The 13,032-nt window shown below is 61.7% G+C and carries 13 protein-coding genes; 11 read left to right on the forward strand and 2 right to left on the reverse strand.

Going from position 1 to position 13,032, the window contains the following annotated elements; translation table 11 throughout:
• Positions 1-4: 4 nt before the first annotated feature.
• A complete protein-coding gene (locus ACI3KW_RS15550; RefSeq protein WP_262171858.1) occupies positions 5-1,060 on the reverse strand; it encodes a LacI family DNA-binding transcriptional regulator in 1,056 nt (351 codons plus the stop codon).
• Between the two features lie 283 nt (positions 1,061-1,343).
• Here ACI3KW_RS15550 and ACI3KW_RS15555 point away from each other — a divergent pair, with 283 nt between their 5' ends.
• The 9 genes from ACI3KW_RS15555 to ACI3KW_RS15595 all read left to right on the forward strand — a co-directional run bounded on the left by ACI3KW_RS15555 (position 1,344) and on the right by ACI3KW_RS15595 (position 9,524).
• Entirely contained in the window at positions 1,344-2,606 is a 1,263-nt protein-coding gene (locus ACI3KW_RS15555; protein ID WP_404848815.1) for an ABC transporter substrate-binding protein, read from the forward strand.
• Positions 2,606-3,520 carry a carbohydrate ABC transporter permease gene (locus ACI3KW_RS15560; RefSeq protein ID WP_404848816.1) on the forward strand — a complete coding sequence of 305 codons (915 nt, stop codon included), beginning with the start codon at positions 2,606-2,608 and terminating at the stop codon, positions 3,518-3,520. The genes ACI3KW_RS15555 and ACI3KW_RS15560 overlap by 1 nt, the downstream gene beginning before the upstream one ends.
• Positions 3,521-3,524: 4 nt before the next feature.
• Positions 3,525-4,352: a carbohydrate ABC transporter permease gene (locus ACI3KW_RS15565; RefSeq protein WP_404848817.1), complete on the forward strand. Its 828-nt coding sequence runs from the start codon at positions 3,525-3,527 to the stop codon at positions 4,350-4,352.
• A gap of 4 nt (positions 4,353-4,356) precedes the next feature.
• Positions 4,357-5,424 carry an ABC transporter ATP-binding protein gene (locus ACI3KW_RS15570; RefSeq protein WP_404848818.1) on the forward strand — a complete coding sequence of 356 codons (1,068 nt, stop codon included), beginning with the start codon at positions 4,357-4,359 and terminating at the stop codon, positions 5,422-5,424.
• Between the two features lie 102 nt (positions 5,425-5,526).
• Entirely contained in the window at positions 5,527-6,414 is an 888-nt protein-coding gene (locus tag ACI3KW_RS15575; RefSeq protein WP_404848819.1) for a sugar phosphate isomerase/epimerase family protein, read from the forward strand.
• On the forward strand, positions 6,411-7,442 hold the full coding sequence (locus tag ACI3KW_RS15580) for a Gfo/Idh/MocA family oxidoreductase (protein ID WP_404848820.1): 1,032 nt from the start codon (positions 6,411-6,413) through the stop codon (positions 7,440-7,442). Before ACI3KW_RS15575 ends, ACI3KW_RS15580 begins: the two co-directional genes overlap by 4 nt.
• Positions 7,442-8,206 (forward strand): hypothetical protein, encoded by a 765-nt coding sequence (locus tag ACI3KW_RS15585; RefSeq protein ID WP_404848821.1) that lies wholly within the window; start codon positions 7,442-7,444, stop codon positions 8,204-8,206. The genes ACI3KW_RS15580 and ACI3KW_RS15585 overlap by 1 nt, the downstream gene beginning before the upstream one ends.
• Positions 8,207-8,217: 11 nt before the next feature.
• Positions 8,218-9,042, forward strand: a complete 825-nt coding sequence (locus ACI3KW_RS15590; protein WP_404848823.1) for a DUF1080 domain-containing protein — start codon at positions 8,218-8,220, stop codon at positions 9,040-9,042.
• A gap of 17 nt (positions 9,043-9,059) precedes the next feature.
• Entirely contained in the window at positions 9,060-9,524 is a 465-nt protein-coding gene (locus ACI3KW_RS15595) for a heme-degrading domain-containing protein (RefSeq protein ID WP_404848824.1), read from the forward strand.
• A 62-nt stretch (positions 9,525-9,586) separates the two neighbouring features.
• On the opposite strand, the gene ACI3KW_RS15600 is transcribed toward ACI3KW_RS15595, so the two are convergent.
• Positions 9,587-9,790, reverse strand: a complete 204-nt coding sequence (locus ACI3KW_RS15600; protein ID WP_404848825.1) for a hypothetical protein — start codon at positions 9,788-9,790, stop codon at positions 9,587-9,589.
• A 318-nt stretch (positions 9,791-10,108) separates the two neighbouring features.
• On the opposite strand from ACI3KW_RS15600, the gene ACI3KW_RS15605 reads away from it, so the two are divergent.
• Together ACI3KW_RS15605 and serA are read left to right on the forward strand one after the other, a co-directional pair.
• Positions 10,109-11,281, forward strand: coding sequence for a phosphoserine transaminase (locus ACI3KW_RS15605; protein ID WP_404848908.1), 1,173 nt, complete (start codon positions 10,109-10,111; stop codon positions 11,279-11,281).
• 159 nt (positions 11,282-11,440) lie between these two features.
• Positions 11,441-13,024: a phosphoglycerate dehydrogenase gene (serA, locus tag ACI3KW_RS15610; RefSeq protein WP_262165946.1), complete on the forward strand. Its 1,584-nt coding sequence runs from the start codon at positions 11,441-11,443 to the stop codon at positions 13,022-13,024.
• Positions 13,025-13,032 lie beyond the last annotated feature (8 nt).

Below are 13,032 nucleotides of genomic sequence, written 5' to 3' on the forward strand. Positions count from 1 at the left end.
GAGGTTACAAGCGAGCCGGACCTGTTGAGTCGCGTAAAACCAATCGCGTTGGCACCGTAACTTTTGGCAGCGGGGCGGCGGGGTCGTTTATTGCCGCAAGCGCTATTTCCACGGCCAGGCGGCCGAGTTCCCCAATCGGCTGGGCAATGCTGGAAAGGGCCGGGGTGAGGATGTCGGCAAGGGTGTCGTCGTAGCCGGTGATGGAGAGGTCGGTTGGCACCGTCAGGCCAGCCTCGGCGATGGCTTGCAGTGCCGCAGCGGCCAGCAGGTCCGAGCCGCAGACCACCGCGGTCGGCCGGGGCGTGAGCGACAGGATGTCCTTCATCAAACGGTACCCCGTTTGCCGGCCGGCCCCATGGCTCTGATAATAAGGGCCGCGGCGGATATAGGCCGGTGGCACATGAATGTCGTAGCGCGCCAGATTGTCGATAAATACCCGCTCGCGCGTGGCTTCGATGGCTTCGCCTAACGAGCTTTCCATCCGGCTGGAATCCACATCGCCACCGATATAGGCGAACTTGCGGTGGCCGAGATCAAACAGATGGTCGATGGTCTGGCGCATGCCATCAGCAGGGTCAACGCCAACCAGGCCTCCGACCTGCGCGACCAGTCGCTCGACCTGCACGGTGGGGACGCCGCTACGATGGCCAAGGCGGACATTGGCCGGATCGATGGCTGTGCAGAAGATGATCGCATCGACATGGTGATCGAGGAAGCGCTGCATGCCGCGGGCTTCCATGGCGGGGTCGGAGTGATTGTTGAGGGTGAATACGGTGTAGCCCGATTTCAGCGCCTCGATCTGGATGACGTGGGCAACTGCTGCGGCGAACGTGTTGAGATTAGACTCGCTGACCACCATGCCCAGGGTGAAACTGCGGCTGGTGCGCAGACCCCGGGCCACCATGTTTGGGCGGTAGCCGGTCAATTTAACGGCGGCTTCGACGACCTGGCGCGTTTCGTCTTTCACATAGCCATTTTTGTAGATGACCCGAGCCACCGTTGCCGCTGATACCCCGGCGCGCTCGGCGACATCCGCCATAGTGGCCTTATTCGGCTTCATAAGCTGTCCATTTCTGGTTTTTCATTACTCACAAATGCCCTCTTGCCAAACCGTTGGCAATATGATGACGTGAACATGTTGACGTCATCATAAAGAGATCCCGTGTTTTTAGGGGCGGTGAGGGCGGGGACGCAGCCACATGGGCAAGTCTCGCCGTGGCGGCAGGAGGCTATGGAGGAGGCAGGCAGAGCACGCCGGCCCTTCACGCATAATCGCAGCAGGAACAGCGCCCGGACGCCCGGAGCGCGACCGATATGACTTGCCCAGGGAGGGGCATCTATCCATGAGCAGAACCCAATACACGCGACGCCTTGCAGCCAAGCTGGCCCTTGCCGCAACCGCGCTGGGCCTGAGCCTACCACATGCCATGGCGCAGCCGGTGACGCTCGATTTCTGGGATATGAACTGGGCCGGCACGGAATATCCCGTGGCCGCGCAGGCGCTGGTCGACCGCTACAATGCCGAGCACCCAGACGTGCAGGTCGTATACCGGTCGGTGCCATGGACCAATTGGTACGAGACCTTCGTCACCGCGATCGCTTCGGGCAGCGCGCCGGACCTGTCCACCGGCGCCGGCTTCCAGGCCGTGCAGCTCTATGACCAGGGCGCCATTCTGCCGGTGGATGAGGTCGTGGCCCAACTCGACCCCAATGATTTTGCGCCGGGCACGCTGGAGGCGCTGCGCTATGACGACCACTATGTCGGCCTGCCCTGGGGCGTCGATATCCGCGTGCTGTTCTACCGCAAGGACCTGCTCGAGGCCGCCGGGGTGGCCGTGCCGACAAACTGGCAGGAATTCCGCGATGCCGCCAAGACACTGACCGGCGACGGCAAGTATGGGCTGGTGACCGCGGGCGACTCGATGGGCGTGCACTGGGTGCTGTTCAGCGCGATCAACAATGGCGGCGGGCTGTTCGATGCCGAGGGCAAGCCGGCTCTGAACGGCGAGCGCAGCACCGAGGCGCTGCAATATCTGTCGGACCTGGTCGCGGATGGCTCGGTCAATCCGGCCAGCGCCGGCTACGTGGGGGACGATGCGCGCGGCGCCTTCTTCCGTGGCGAAGCGGCCTTTGTCCTCGGCGGACCCCTACTGCCGGACCAGTCTGGCGATGCCAAGCCGCAGATCGGCATCGTGCCGCCACTCGAGGGGCCGCACGGGGATATCGGCACGATCAACTGGGTCAACAACCTAATGGTCTATAACCAGACCGAGCATCCGGCCGAAACCATGGCCTTCCTCAAATGGTGGAGCGACAACGCGCTGACGCTGTGGACCGAGGGACATGCGGGCAACCTGCCGGCCCGCAAGTCGATCGCCGCCGATGCGCATTTCCAGGGCAATCCCAACGTCAAATACGTCATCGACAGCGTGATGCCGATCGCCAAGCCGATGTCGGCCGCTGTTGGCGGTACTTTCCCACAGCTCAATGAGATCGATGGCGACGGCTTCCTGCGGGCGCTGAGCCAGTCGATCTGGCAGGGCCAGCCGCTGGCGGACAATCTCGCCGCCGCCCAGGCTCACCTCGAAGAGATCATGGCAGACTGATGAGCATTGTCCTCAATACATCCGAAGCCCCGGCCTGGCGCACCCGCGCCAGGCAGCTGGCGGCGCCCGAATTCGTCACGCCGGCCATTTTGCTGGCGCCCTCGATCCTGTTGCTGGTGGTGGTCGTCGCCTATCCCATGATTCAAGGGCTGTTCTTCAGCTTCACGGATGGTTCGCTGATGAAGGCGGGCAAATGGGTGGGCATCGACAATTACACCAAGCTGCTCAGCTCGCCGGCCTTCTATCACTCGCTGCGGTTCAGCGCGATATTCGCGGTCTGCAACATCGTCGGCTGTTATCTGCTGGGGTTGGGCCTGGCCCTGCTGTTGCAGAAGGACATGCCGGGACGGGGCGTTTTCCGCGTGCTGCTGCTACTGCCATGGATTGTGCCATCGCTGGTGTCGATCGTGTCGTGGCGCTGGATGATTGCCGACGAAGGAGCGCTTTTCAACCAGATCATCAAGCTGTTCGGCGGCAGTCCGATTTATTTCCTGTCCGACAGTACCTGGGCCGTGATCGTGGTGATCCTGATCAAGATCTGGCGCAGCTTTCCTTTCATGATGCTGTCGCTGCTGGCGGCACTGCAAAGCATCGATCGCAGTCTTTACGAGGCCGCGGCCATCGATGGGGCGACGCGCTGGCAATCCTTCTGGAACGTCACGCTGCCGCAGATCAAGAATATCTCGATCGTGCTCTGCCTGTTGATGACAATCTGGACGGTCAATGATTTCGACACCCCCTGGCTCCTGGCACAGGGTGGACCGGCCAATGCCACCGAGAATCTGGTGGTGCTTGCCTATCGCTTCACCTTTGCACGCAACGACGTCGGCATGGGCTCTGCAACGTCCTTCATCACCCTCTTCGTGCTGATGACGCTGGTGTTCTTCCTGCTTCGTTGGCAGCGGAGGAGCTGAGGTCATGGACAATTCCACACATATGCAGCGTTGGGGCCTGACGGGCTTGATGATCGTCATCTGCCTGCTGGTGAACCTTCCAATCATCCTGATGGCGCTCAATTCGTTCCAGACCACCGAACAGATTCTGGCCTCACGCAGTCTCATTCCCCAGCAGTTCTCGCTGAGCAACTACCAGTCGCTGACAAATACGCCGTTTTTCACCTATCTGAGGAATTCCCTGATCGTATCGCTGGGCGCCACCGCTTTCAGCGTCACGGCGGCAGTGCTGGCGGGCTATGCGCTATCGCGCTTCCGCAATGGACTGCTGGATGCCTATTCATCGACGCTGTTCGCGGTGCAGATGTTCCCGATTATCCTGGCGCTCATTCCGCTTTTTCTGCTGTTCCGCCCGCTTGGGCTGATCAACACGCCCATGTCGGTGATTATCGTCTATGCGGTGGTGAACCTGCCTTTCGTCACCTGGATGGCACGCAGCTATTTCGACACCATTCCGCGCGAGCTGGAGGAAGCCGCGCTGATCGACGGGTGCAGCCATATCGGCGCTTTCGTCAGGATCGTACTGCCCCTGTCGGGGCCGGGACTGGCGGCGGTTTCGATCTTTGCCTTCCTGTTTTCCTATAATGAATTCTTCATCGCCAGTGTCTTCCTGCGCACTACCGAGGCGATGACCCTGCCGGTGGGCATCCAGATGTTCATGCAGCAATTCTCGACCGATTGGGGGAGCCTGATGGCAGCGGCAACGCTGACCATGCTGCCAACCCTGGTCTTGTTCCTCTTCGTCCAGAAATTCATCACGCACGGCGCGATTGCCGGCGGCGTGAAGGGGTAGTCACATGGCTTCACTGAGCGTTCAGTCCGTTACCAAGAATTATGGCGCCGTGCCGGTTTTGCATGGGGTGGATGTGGAGATCCAGGATGGTGAATTTCTGATCCTGGTCGGTCCATCGGGCTGCGGAAAATCCACCCTGCTACGCATGATTGCGGGACTGGAATCCATTACTGGCGGCACGATCAAGATCGGCGACCGGGTGGTCAACAATCTGCCACCCAAGGCGCGCGACATCGCCATGGTGTTCCAGTCCTATGCGCTCTATCCGCATATGAGCGTGGCCCAGAACATGGGGTTCTCGCTCAAGCTGGCGGGTCGTTCCAAGGCGGAAATCGATGCCGCCGTGCGCAAGGCGGCCGATATCCTGGCACTGGGCGAGTTGCTGGATCGCACCCCCAAGCAGCTTTCGGGCGGTCAGCGTCAGCGCGTGGCCATGGGCCGCGCCATCGTGCGCGATCCGGCAGTGTTTCTGTTCGACGAGCCCTTGTCCAATCTCGACGCCAAGCTGCGGGTGCAGATGCGGGCCGAGATCAAGGAATTGCACCAGCGGCTGGGCACCACCATCGTCTATGTAACGCATGACCAGATCGAGGCCATGACCATGGCTGACCGGATCGTGGTGATGCATGGCGGGCTGGTCGAGCAGATCGGCAGGCCGCTCGATCTCTATGACAAGCCAGCCAATCTGTTCGTCGCCGGGTTCATCGGGTCGCCATCGATGAACCTGATCGCCGGCACCGTCGAGACGGCCGGTGTGTTCACGACCAGTTCGGGCGCGGCGATCGAGGTGCCGCATTTGGCGGCCCATGGCGACCAGGCGTTGGTGCTGGGCGTTCGCCCCGAGCATCTCGAGCTGGTTGGCGCCGAAGCGCCGGGCGCCATTGCCGGACAGGTCGTGGTGGTCGAGCCGACGGGCTCGGAGACCCAGGTCAGCCTGCGGATCGGCGGGGATGATCTGTTGGCTCTGTTCCATAGCCGCATTGATGCCGTGCCGGGCGACACGCTGCATGTGCGGCCAATGGCGGGCAGTGTGCATCTCTTCGATCAGGCTAGCGGCAAACGCATCGCCTGACCCCATCGGTCCGCCGTTTGGCGGCGGGCCGTATCGTGGGGCGTGTCTTTCTCCCGGGCACGCCCCGCAGATTTCCACCATGGCGTTTACCAGAGAAATTTCATGACCACTCGCATGGCCTATAATCCCCTGTCTTTCGTGTTGACCGCCGAGGGCTTCCAGCCCGAACTGGCGCCGCCGCTGTCACAGATTTTGAGCATTGTGCGCGAGGCCGGCTATGATGGCATTCACGCCGACATCCCCGCGGGCACCACGCCTAAGGCCTATCTCGATCTGCTGGCCGAACATCACCTCGTGCCTGCGCCGGGCTATTTCCAGTCGCAGTTCGATGACCGGGACAACCTGGCCACAACGATCGAGACGGCGCGGCGGCTGGCGGCTGACCACGCGCAGCTGGGCCTCGACCGGATTTTCATTGCCGATCAATTCGGTGCCGATCCACGCCGCATCGACACGCCCGCCCAAGGCGTGGGTGCCGACAGCCAGCGATTGTCTCGTATTGCCGATGGTCTGGCACAGGTTGCGCAGGCCATGGCGGCGGAGGGCGTCGTGCCGTGCCTGCATGCCCATGTCGGCACGCGGATCGAAACGGTCGAGGAGACCGAGTTCGTGCTGGACCGCATTGGCAGCGACATTCTGCTGGTTGGCCCCGATACCGGGCATTTGAGCTGGGCCGGCGCCGATCTCAACGCGTTTCTCGCGCGCCACGTCGGCCGCGTCGGGGCGGTGCATATCAAGGATTACCGGCGCGACGTCGCCGCGCGTGTCCAGGCCGAAGGGCAGGGCTATCATGCAGCCGGCGCCGCTCATATCTGGACCGAGCCGGGCCGTGGCAGCATTGATCTTGAAGCAGCGCTTGCGGCGCTGGCCGGGTTCGACGGCTGGTTTATCGTCGAGGTGGACATTGCCGACCAGCCCACCGTGCCCGAAAGTGCACGGGTTGCGGCTGAGTGGCTGCAGCCGCGCCTTGATGCGCGGAGGGCAGCATGAGCCGGCCCATCGGCATCGGCTTTGTAGGTGGCGGCCCGGTCACCCAGGCCATTCACCTGCCGGCCATCGCGACCCTGCCAGGGCAGTTCCGCACCGTCCGGGTCATGGACGTCAATCCGCTCGTGGCTGAGACGGTGGCGGCTCGCTATGGCGCCATAGCATCCACCGAGGCGGAACCGGTCTTTGCCGATCCGGCAGTCGAGGTTGTCGCCATTTGCAGCCCGAATGCCTTCCATACCGAGCAGGTCATCGCGGCCTGCCGGGCAGGCAAAAAGGCCGTGCTGTGCGAAAAACCGCTGGCGGTGAGCAAGGACGAAGCCGCCCGGATCAAGGCGGCTTCGGTCGCGAGCGGCACGGCGATTTTTGTCGGGACCATGCATGCCTATGACCCGGCCTATCGGGCGGCGTTCGCGGCCTGGCAGGCGAGTGGCGATACGGCGCTACAGGTGCGCAATGCCATTTTCCTACCGAGCAATGACGAGTTTACCAATCGAGCCACCGAATTGGTGCCTGTGCCGGCCATGGAGCGTGGCGCGCCCAGCGCAGATGTGGCGTTCCGGAAGCTAATGCTGCGCAACGCCATGCTGGGTTTGTCCGTCCACGATGTGCCGTTGATACGTGATTTCCAGCCCATGATGGGGCGCCTGCTGCTGGCCCGCTATCTGCCGCCCTTTGGCTATGCACTGCTGGCCGAACACAATGGCTGCACGACGGAGCTGACGGCGCTCATGCCGGGGCAGTGGCCGGCAAAATGGACTTTCGAAGCAACCGGCCGAACACATCGCCTGCGAGCGAGCATGCCGCCCTCCTATGTTATGGCGGGATCGGCCGTGGTCGAGCTGGAGGGACCAGACAGCAGCCAGGTGTTCCATTTTACCCAGAATGGCTACCAGGCGTTGTGGCAAGCCGTGAATGACACGGTGCGCAATGGGGCCCTATCGCCCATTCCCATCGATACTGCCATTGCCGATCTGGCCTTTGCGCTCGATTTGGCTGACGGCATCGACCAGATACTGGATGCCGCGTGATGGACAATCCGCTTCAGATCCGCGTCTTTTGTGCACCCGAGCAGGCAGAAGCTCATCTGGCCATATTGGGCAGTCTTCCGGCCAGCTTCCAAACTGTTCCGGATGGCCAACCCGACATTGCCCTTGTCGGCCCTGATGCAGCAAGCATATCCACCGGACTTGCCAGTGCTGCTCGCATGCTTGTCCTAGTCGACCCGTGGATGATGGACGATATTGAGGAGTTGACGCGCGCTGCTGTACCGGTCGTGCCGGTGGGACGATTGTTCCCGCTCATGGCCGGGCTCGACGCCGACATGGTTGGGCAGCCGGCATTGGTGCGCTGTTCGATAGCCAGCCGGCAATCGCTGGCCGCGAGCTTGTATGAGCAATTGAGTGCTTTGCAGGTTCTGCTTGGACCGCTTGCCGGCGTAAAAATGCTGTCGCAAATCGGATCCGCCTATAGCGGGACGGCGCGCGCCGGCAAAGGCGTCGAACTAGTGTGGAGCGGGCGGTCGGAGGCTATCCACGACAGCTTGGAACTGGACGTCATGGGTATTGCCCAGCGGCTCGAAATGCTGGCGACGCCTGACGACACGGCGCGACCCGCCACGGTTCATTTTGCCAATGTCGACGGGCTCACCCAATCCCGCGGCGTTTATGAAAGCGGGTTGCGCCTGTTTTGGCGATCTGTGGCCGCGGATCTTGCTGGGGGACCCAAAACCACGCGGCTTTCCGATTTTCTGGACCTGCTTACGCAGGTCCGTCAACTCACCCATATTGCCTAGAAAGCAGTTCAATGCCAGGTCAATTCAAACGCATTTTCGATGGTCAATCCCTCGTCGGCTGGCATGCCGTTCCGCGCCGTCTGGCTTCGATCAAGCCGGGCGGGCCGCAATGGGATGTGACGCCCGAGCGATTGGCCGCCATCATGGCCCATACCGGTCGTTGGACGGTGGAGGAGGGGGCAATCTGCGGCCGGCAGGAGCCCGCTGGCAGCGGATTGGGCGCCTATCTGCTCAGCGACGAAGTTTATGGTGACTATGAGCTGGTGTTCGAGGCCAAGCCCGATTGGCCTGCGGATACCGGTGTGGTGCTGCGCGCCACCGATATCGGCTCGCAAGGTTTCCAGGTGCTGATGGACCACCGAAAATCAGGCAATATCGGCGGCTACTACGGCAATGGCATTGGTGGCTTCCATGCCATCAATTTCGCTCTCGACGTGGCGCGGGATGCGGCAGGCCGGCCAACCGGGCTACAGCTGGAAGATCCGGCGACAACGATCGAGCCGCTGACGCCTCTCAAGCGGTCACTTCTCAGCTATGCCGCATCAGGCGAGGACTTCCTCAAGACCTGGCATTGGGGCGATTGGAACGAGTTCCGCATTTCCATCAAGGGCGAAGTGCCGGTGCTCAGCACCACGATCAATGGCGTCAAGATTGCCGAACTGGATGCGAGCACATTGCCGGCAGACCTGTTCGACCGCAAGGGCGTTGCCGCTTTGCTCGGCCGGCGTGGCCGCATTGCCCTGGAAGTGCACGACAATGACCCCATCGTGGGGGGTGATCGCTGGGGCTATGATGCGGCGAGCCGCTGGCGCAATCTGCAGATACGTGAATTCTGACAATGGCAGCAGCGACAATGAGCATTTCGACCGTTACCGACCTGGCCGATGAGTTGAACCAGCTTCAACTCAAAATCTTCAACTATGACTTTGCCTGGGAACTGGGTTCTCGCCTGCGCGCCCGGGCGCAGGACGCAAAGGCGCCGGTCGCCATCGAAGTCCGGCACGGAACGGACGTGGTTTTTGCCACCTTGCTGAGCGGAGCAACAATCGACAATTTCGACTGGACACGGCGCAAATGCGCCGTAGCACACCGCTTCCACCGCAGCTCATTGTCGATGCGGCTTGAGGCCGAAGCGCAGGGCTATAATTTCAACTCCAGGTTTCGCCTGCCCGAAGCGGACTATGTCGCGAGCGGGGGCGGGGTTCCGCTCATGCTCGCGTCAGGGACTTTTGTGGGTTCGGTAGGCGTCAGTGGATTACCCGATATCGAGGACCATCAACTGATAGTCGCGACGTTGCGGGATATGCTGACCGCCTGACGCGCGGAGCTGGCGCGGCGCATCTCGAACGAGTTCGAGACAGACGTGTTTCATCGCCCTCCCTAACTCTCGGCCAATGTGAGCAAGTCCTGACCTGCAACGCCGTGCAGGAGTTCGAGGTCGATCCCCAGAGACACCGACTCCGCGGGCTCCAGGATCGGAAACGGATTGCTGGAACCCACGGGGCGGATGGCGGAGGGCTCAAATGCCAGTGCGTAATTGCCCGCCGGCAGGTTCATTTGCCAATGCAGCAGTGTGGGCAACATGGCCGGGTTCCACTGGCTGCCATGCCGGGAAGCGTCAAAACCAACTGGTTACGGAAAGATCACCATTCCGCTACGGGAGCAACTGAAGCAGATGCGGTCTCTGCCATGTCACCAGATCCCAACGAAGCTCCGCAAGGAAGTCTTGAAGCAGTACACGTTAATCGCCGCGATCGATGCTCCGGCAAAGCCTGGCGCTATTTGTGCCCGCAAAAAAAGACTCATTGACGGCCACCCTCCTGCGGGCGTATTCCCCGCCTCAGGACATCTTGCCCTAACGCAAGACGCATAGACCTGGGAGGGTCGCTGAAGATGGCTGCAATGCCCCTGACCGCGCCGGCGGTAAAACCGGCTAATCCGAATTTTTCGTCGGGCCCCTGTGCCAAGCGTCCTGGTTGGACGGTTGAAGCGCTGGCCAACGCGCTGGTCGGTCGTTCGCACCGCTCCAAGCCCGGCAAGGCCCGCATTCAGCGCGCCATCGATCTCACCCGCGAATTGCTGCAAGTGCCGGCGGATTACCGCATCGGCATCGTGCCGGCTTCCGATACGGGTGCCGTCGAAATGGCGCTGTGGTCGATGCTGGGCGCGCGCGGCGTCGATATGCTGGCCTGGGAAAGCTTTGGCGAGGGCTGGGTCACTGACGTTTCCAAGCAGCTCAAGCTCGAGGATGTACGCATTCTCAAGGCCGGTTATGGCGAGCTGCCCGATCTCACCCAGGTCGATTTCGATCGCGACGTGGTGTTCACCTGGAACGGTACGACCTCCGGCGTGCGCGTCGAGAACGGCGACTGGATCGCTGCTGATCGCAAAGGCCTGACCATTTGCGACGCCACGTCGGCGGCCTTTGCGCAGAATCTGGATTTCGCCAAGCTCGATGTGGTGACTTTCTCCTGGCAGAAGGCGCTAGGCGGGGAAGCCGCCCATGGCGTGCTGATCCTGTCGCCGCGCGCCGTCGAACGGCTCGAAAGCTTCAAGCCCGATCGCCCGCTGCCGAAGATTTTCCGCCTCACCAAGGGCGGCAAGCTGCTTGAGGAAGTGTTCGAGGCGGCCACGATCAATACGCCATCGATGATCTGCATCGAGGACGCGATCGACGCCATGGAATGGGGTAAATCGCTGGGTGGCCTCAAGGCCATGCAAGCCCGTGCCGATGCCAATTTCAAGGTGCTGGCCGATTGGGTCGCAGTGACTCCCTGGGTGGACTTTTTGGCCAAGAACCCGGCTAACCGCTCCAACACGTCGGTATGCTTCTCGATTGTCGACCTAGTCGTGACCGCGCTCGATGCCGACAAGCAGGCGGCCTTTGCCAAGGCCATCGTCTCCCGGCTCGACAAGGCGGGCGTCGCCTATGATATCGGCGCCTATAAGGATGCTCCTTCGGGCCTGCGCATCTGGGCTGGCTCGACGGTGGAAGCGTCTGATCTGGCGGCCCTCGTGCCGTGGTTGGATTTTGCGTTTGCCGAGGAAAAGGCTGCGCTGAGCGTCGCCGCTTAGATCTCAATACCCCCTCCCAACCTCCCCCTGATAGGGGGAGGAGCCGATCGAGCGTCAGGCGAGATAGTGCCGCGAACTCGGGGCTGTCCCTGCCCCTATCAGGGGGAGGCCAGGAGGGGGTATCCCACTATAAACTCTTCAAATCTCAGGGATTACCAAATGCCCAAGGTTCTCGTTTCCGACAAGCTCAGCCCCACCGCCGTCCAGATCTTCAAGGATAATGGCGTCGAGGTGGATTACCTGCCCGATCTGGGCAAGGACAAGGACAAGCTGCTCGAAGTCATCGGCCAATATGATGGCCTGGCCATTCGTTCGGCCTCCAAGATCACTGAAAAGATCATCGCTGCCGCCACCAATCTCAAGGTGATCGGCCGCGCCGGCATCGGCGTCGACAATGTCGATATCCCCGCCGCCACCAAGAAGGGGATCATCGTGATGAATACCCCTTTCGGCAATTCGATCACCACGGCCGAGCATGCCATTGCCATGATGATGGCGCTGGCCCGCCAACTGCCCGAGGCTGATGCTTCGACCCGCGCATCGAAGTGGGAAAAGAACCGCTTCATGGGTGTCGAAGTCACCAACAAGACACTCGGCCTGATCGGAGCCGGCAATATCGGCTCGATCGTGGCCGACCGCGCGCAGGGCCTCAAGATGAAGGTCATTGCCTTCGATCCCTTCCTGACGCCGGAACGCGCCCAGACCATGGGCGTCGAAAAGGTCGAGCTGGACGAGCTGCTGGCGCGGGCCGATTTCATCACGCTGCACACCCCGCTGATCGACGCGACGCGCAATATCATCAGCGCCGAAGCCCTGGCCAAGACCAAGAAGGGCGTGCGTATCATCAATTGCGCCCGTGGCGGTCTGGTCGATGAGGCAGCGCTCTATGATGCGCTCAAATCCGGTCAGGTTGCCGGCGCGGCGCTCGACGTGTTCCTGCAGGAACCGGCCGAGAACAACCCGCTGTTCGAGCTGCCCAATGTGATCTGCACGCCGCATCTGGGCGCCTCGACCACCGAGGCGCAGGAGAATGTGGCGTTGCAGGTGGCCGAGCAGATTTCGGCTTATCTGATGACCGGCGAAATCACCAATGCGCTCAATTTCCCGTCCATCTCGGCCGAGGAAGCCCCGCGCCTCACCCCGTTCATCAAGCTGGCCGAAGTGCTGGGCTCGTTTGCCGGGCAGCTGACCGAAACGGCGATCCAGGGCATCAAGATCGAGTTTGAAGGCGGTGTTGCGGGCATGAATACGCGTCCCATGGTGGCGGCGGCCCTGCATGGCGTGCTCAAGCCCCTGTTGGCCGAGGTCAACATGGTTTCGGCGCCGCAGGTGGCCAAGGATCGTGGCGTCAATGTCGAAGTGGTCACCCGCGAGCAGCAGGGCGCCTATGAGAACTATATCCGCCTGACGGTGCTGACCGAGCGGCAGGAACGCGCCGTCGCCGGCACGGTCTTCGCCAATGGCAAGCCGCGCATCATCCAGGTCAAGGGCATCAATATGGAGGCCGAACTCAGCCCCTCCATGCTCTATGTGACCAATGAGGACAAGCCCGGCCATATCGGCCGTCTGGGCACGCTGCTGGGCACGCTTGGCATCAACATCGCCAATTTCAACCTGGGTCGGGTCGAAGTGGGGTCGGACGCCATTGCTCTGGTTTCCATCGATGGCACGCTGACCGAACCGCAACTGGCCGAAATCGCCGCCCTGGAAGGCGTCAAGCAGGCCAAAGCGCTGAAGTTCTAGTCTTTGTG

The sequence above is a fragment of the Devosia sp. ZW T5_3 genome, assembly GCF_044987315.1.
In the GTDB taxonomy this organism is placed as follows: domain Bacteria; phylum Pseudomonadota; class Alphaproteobacteria; order Rhizobiales; family Devosiaceae; genus Devosia.

What these genes read in the sequence shown, in the direction of transcription:
- ACI3KW_RS15575 (WP_404848819.1), top strand. Translation starts at nt 5,527, where the DNA reads ATGACCACTCGCATGGCCTATAATCCCCTGTCTTTCGTGTTGACCGCC.
- ACI3KW_RS15595 (WP_404848824.1), top strand. Translation starts at nt 9,060, where the DNA reads ATGAGCATTTCGACCGTTACCGACCTGGCCGATGAGTTGAACCAGCTT.
- ACI3KW_RS15585 (WP_404848821.1), top strand. Translation starts at nt 7,442, where the DNA reads ATGGACAATCCGCTTCAGATCCGCGTCTTTTGTGCACCCGAGCAGGCA.
- ACI3KW_RS15555 (WP_404848815.1), top strand. Translation starts at nt 1,344, where the DNA reads ATGAGCAGAACCCAATACACGCGACGCCTTGCAGCCAAGCTGGCCCTT.
- ACI3KW_RS15590 (WP_404848823.1), top strand. Translation starts at nt 8,218, where the DNA reads ATGCCAGGTCAATTCAAACGCATTTTCGATGGTCAATCCCTCGTCGGC.
- serA (WP_262165946.1), top strand. Translation starts at nt 11,441, where the DNA reads ATGCCCAAGGTTCTCGTTTCCGACAAGCTCAGCCCCACCGCCGTCCAG.
- ACI3KW_RS15600 (WP_404848825.1), bottom strand. Translation starts at nt 9,790, where the DNA reads ATGTTGCCCACACTGCTGCATTGGCAAATGAACCTGCCGGCGGGCAAT.
- ACI3KW_RS15550 (WP_262171858.1), bottom strand. Translation starts at nt 1,060, where the DNA reads ATGAAGCCGAATAAGGCCACTATGGCGGATGTCGCCGAGCGCGCCGGG.
- ACI3KW_RS15580 (WP_404848820.1), top strand. Translation starts at nt 6,411, where the DNA reads ATGAGCCGGCCCATCGGCATCGGCTTTGTAGGTGGCGGCCCGGTCACC.
- ACI3KW_RS15605 (WP_404848908.1), top strand. Translation starts at nt 10,109, where the DNA reads ATGCCCCTGACCGCGCCGGCGGTAAAACCGGCTAATCCGAATTTTTCG.
- ACI3KW_RS15560 (WP_404848816.1), top strand. Translation starts at nt 2,606, where the DNA reads ATGAGCATTGTCCTCAATACATCCGAAGCCCCGGCCTGGCGCACCCGC.
- ACI3KW_RS15565 (WP_404848817.1), top strand. Translation starts at nt 3,525, where the DNA reads ATGGACAATTCCACACATATGCAGCGTTGGGGCCTGACGGGCTTGATG.
- ACI3KW_RS15570 (WP_404848818.1), top strand. Translation starts at nt 4,357, where the DNA reads ATGGCTTCACTGAGCGTTCAGTCCGTTACCAAGAATTATGGCGCCGTG.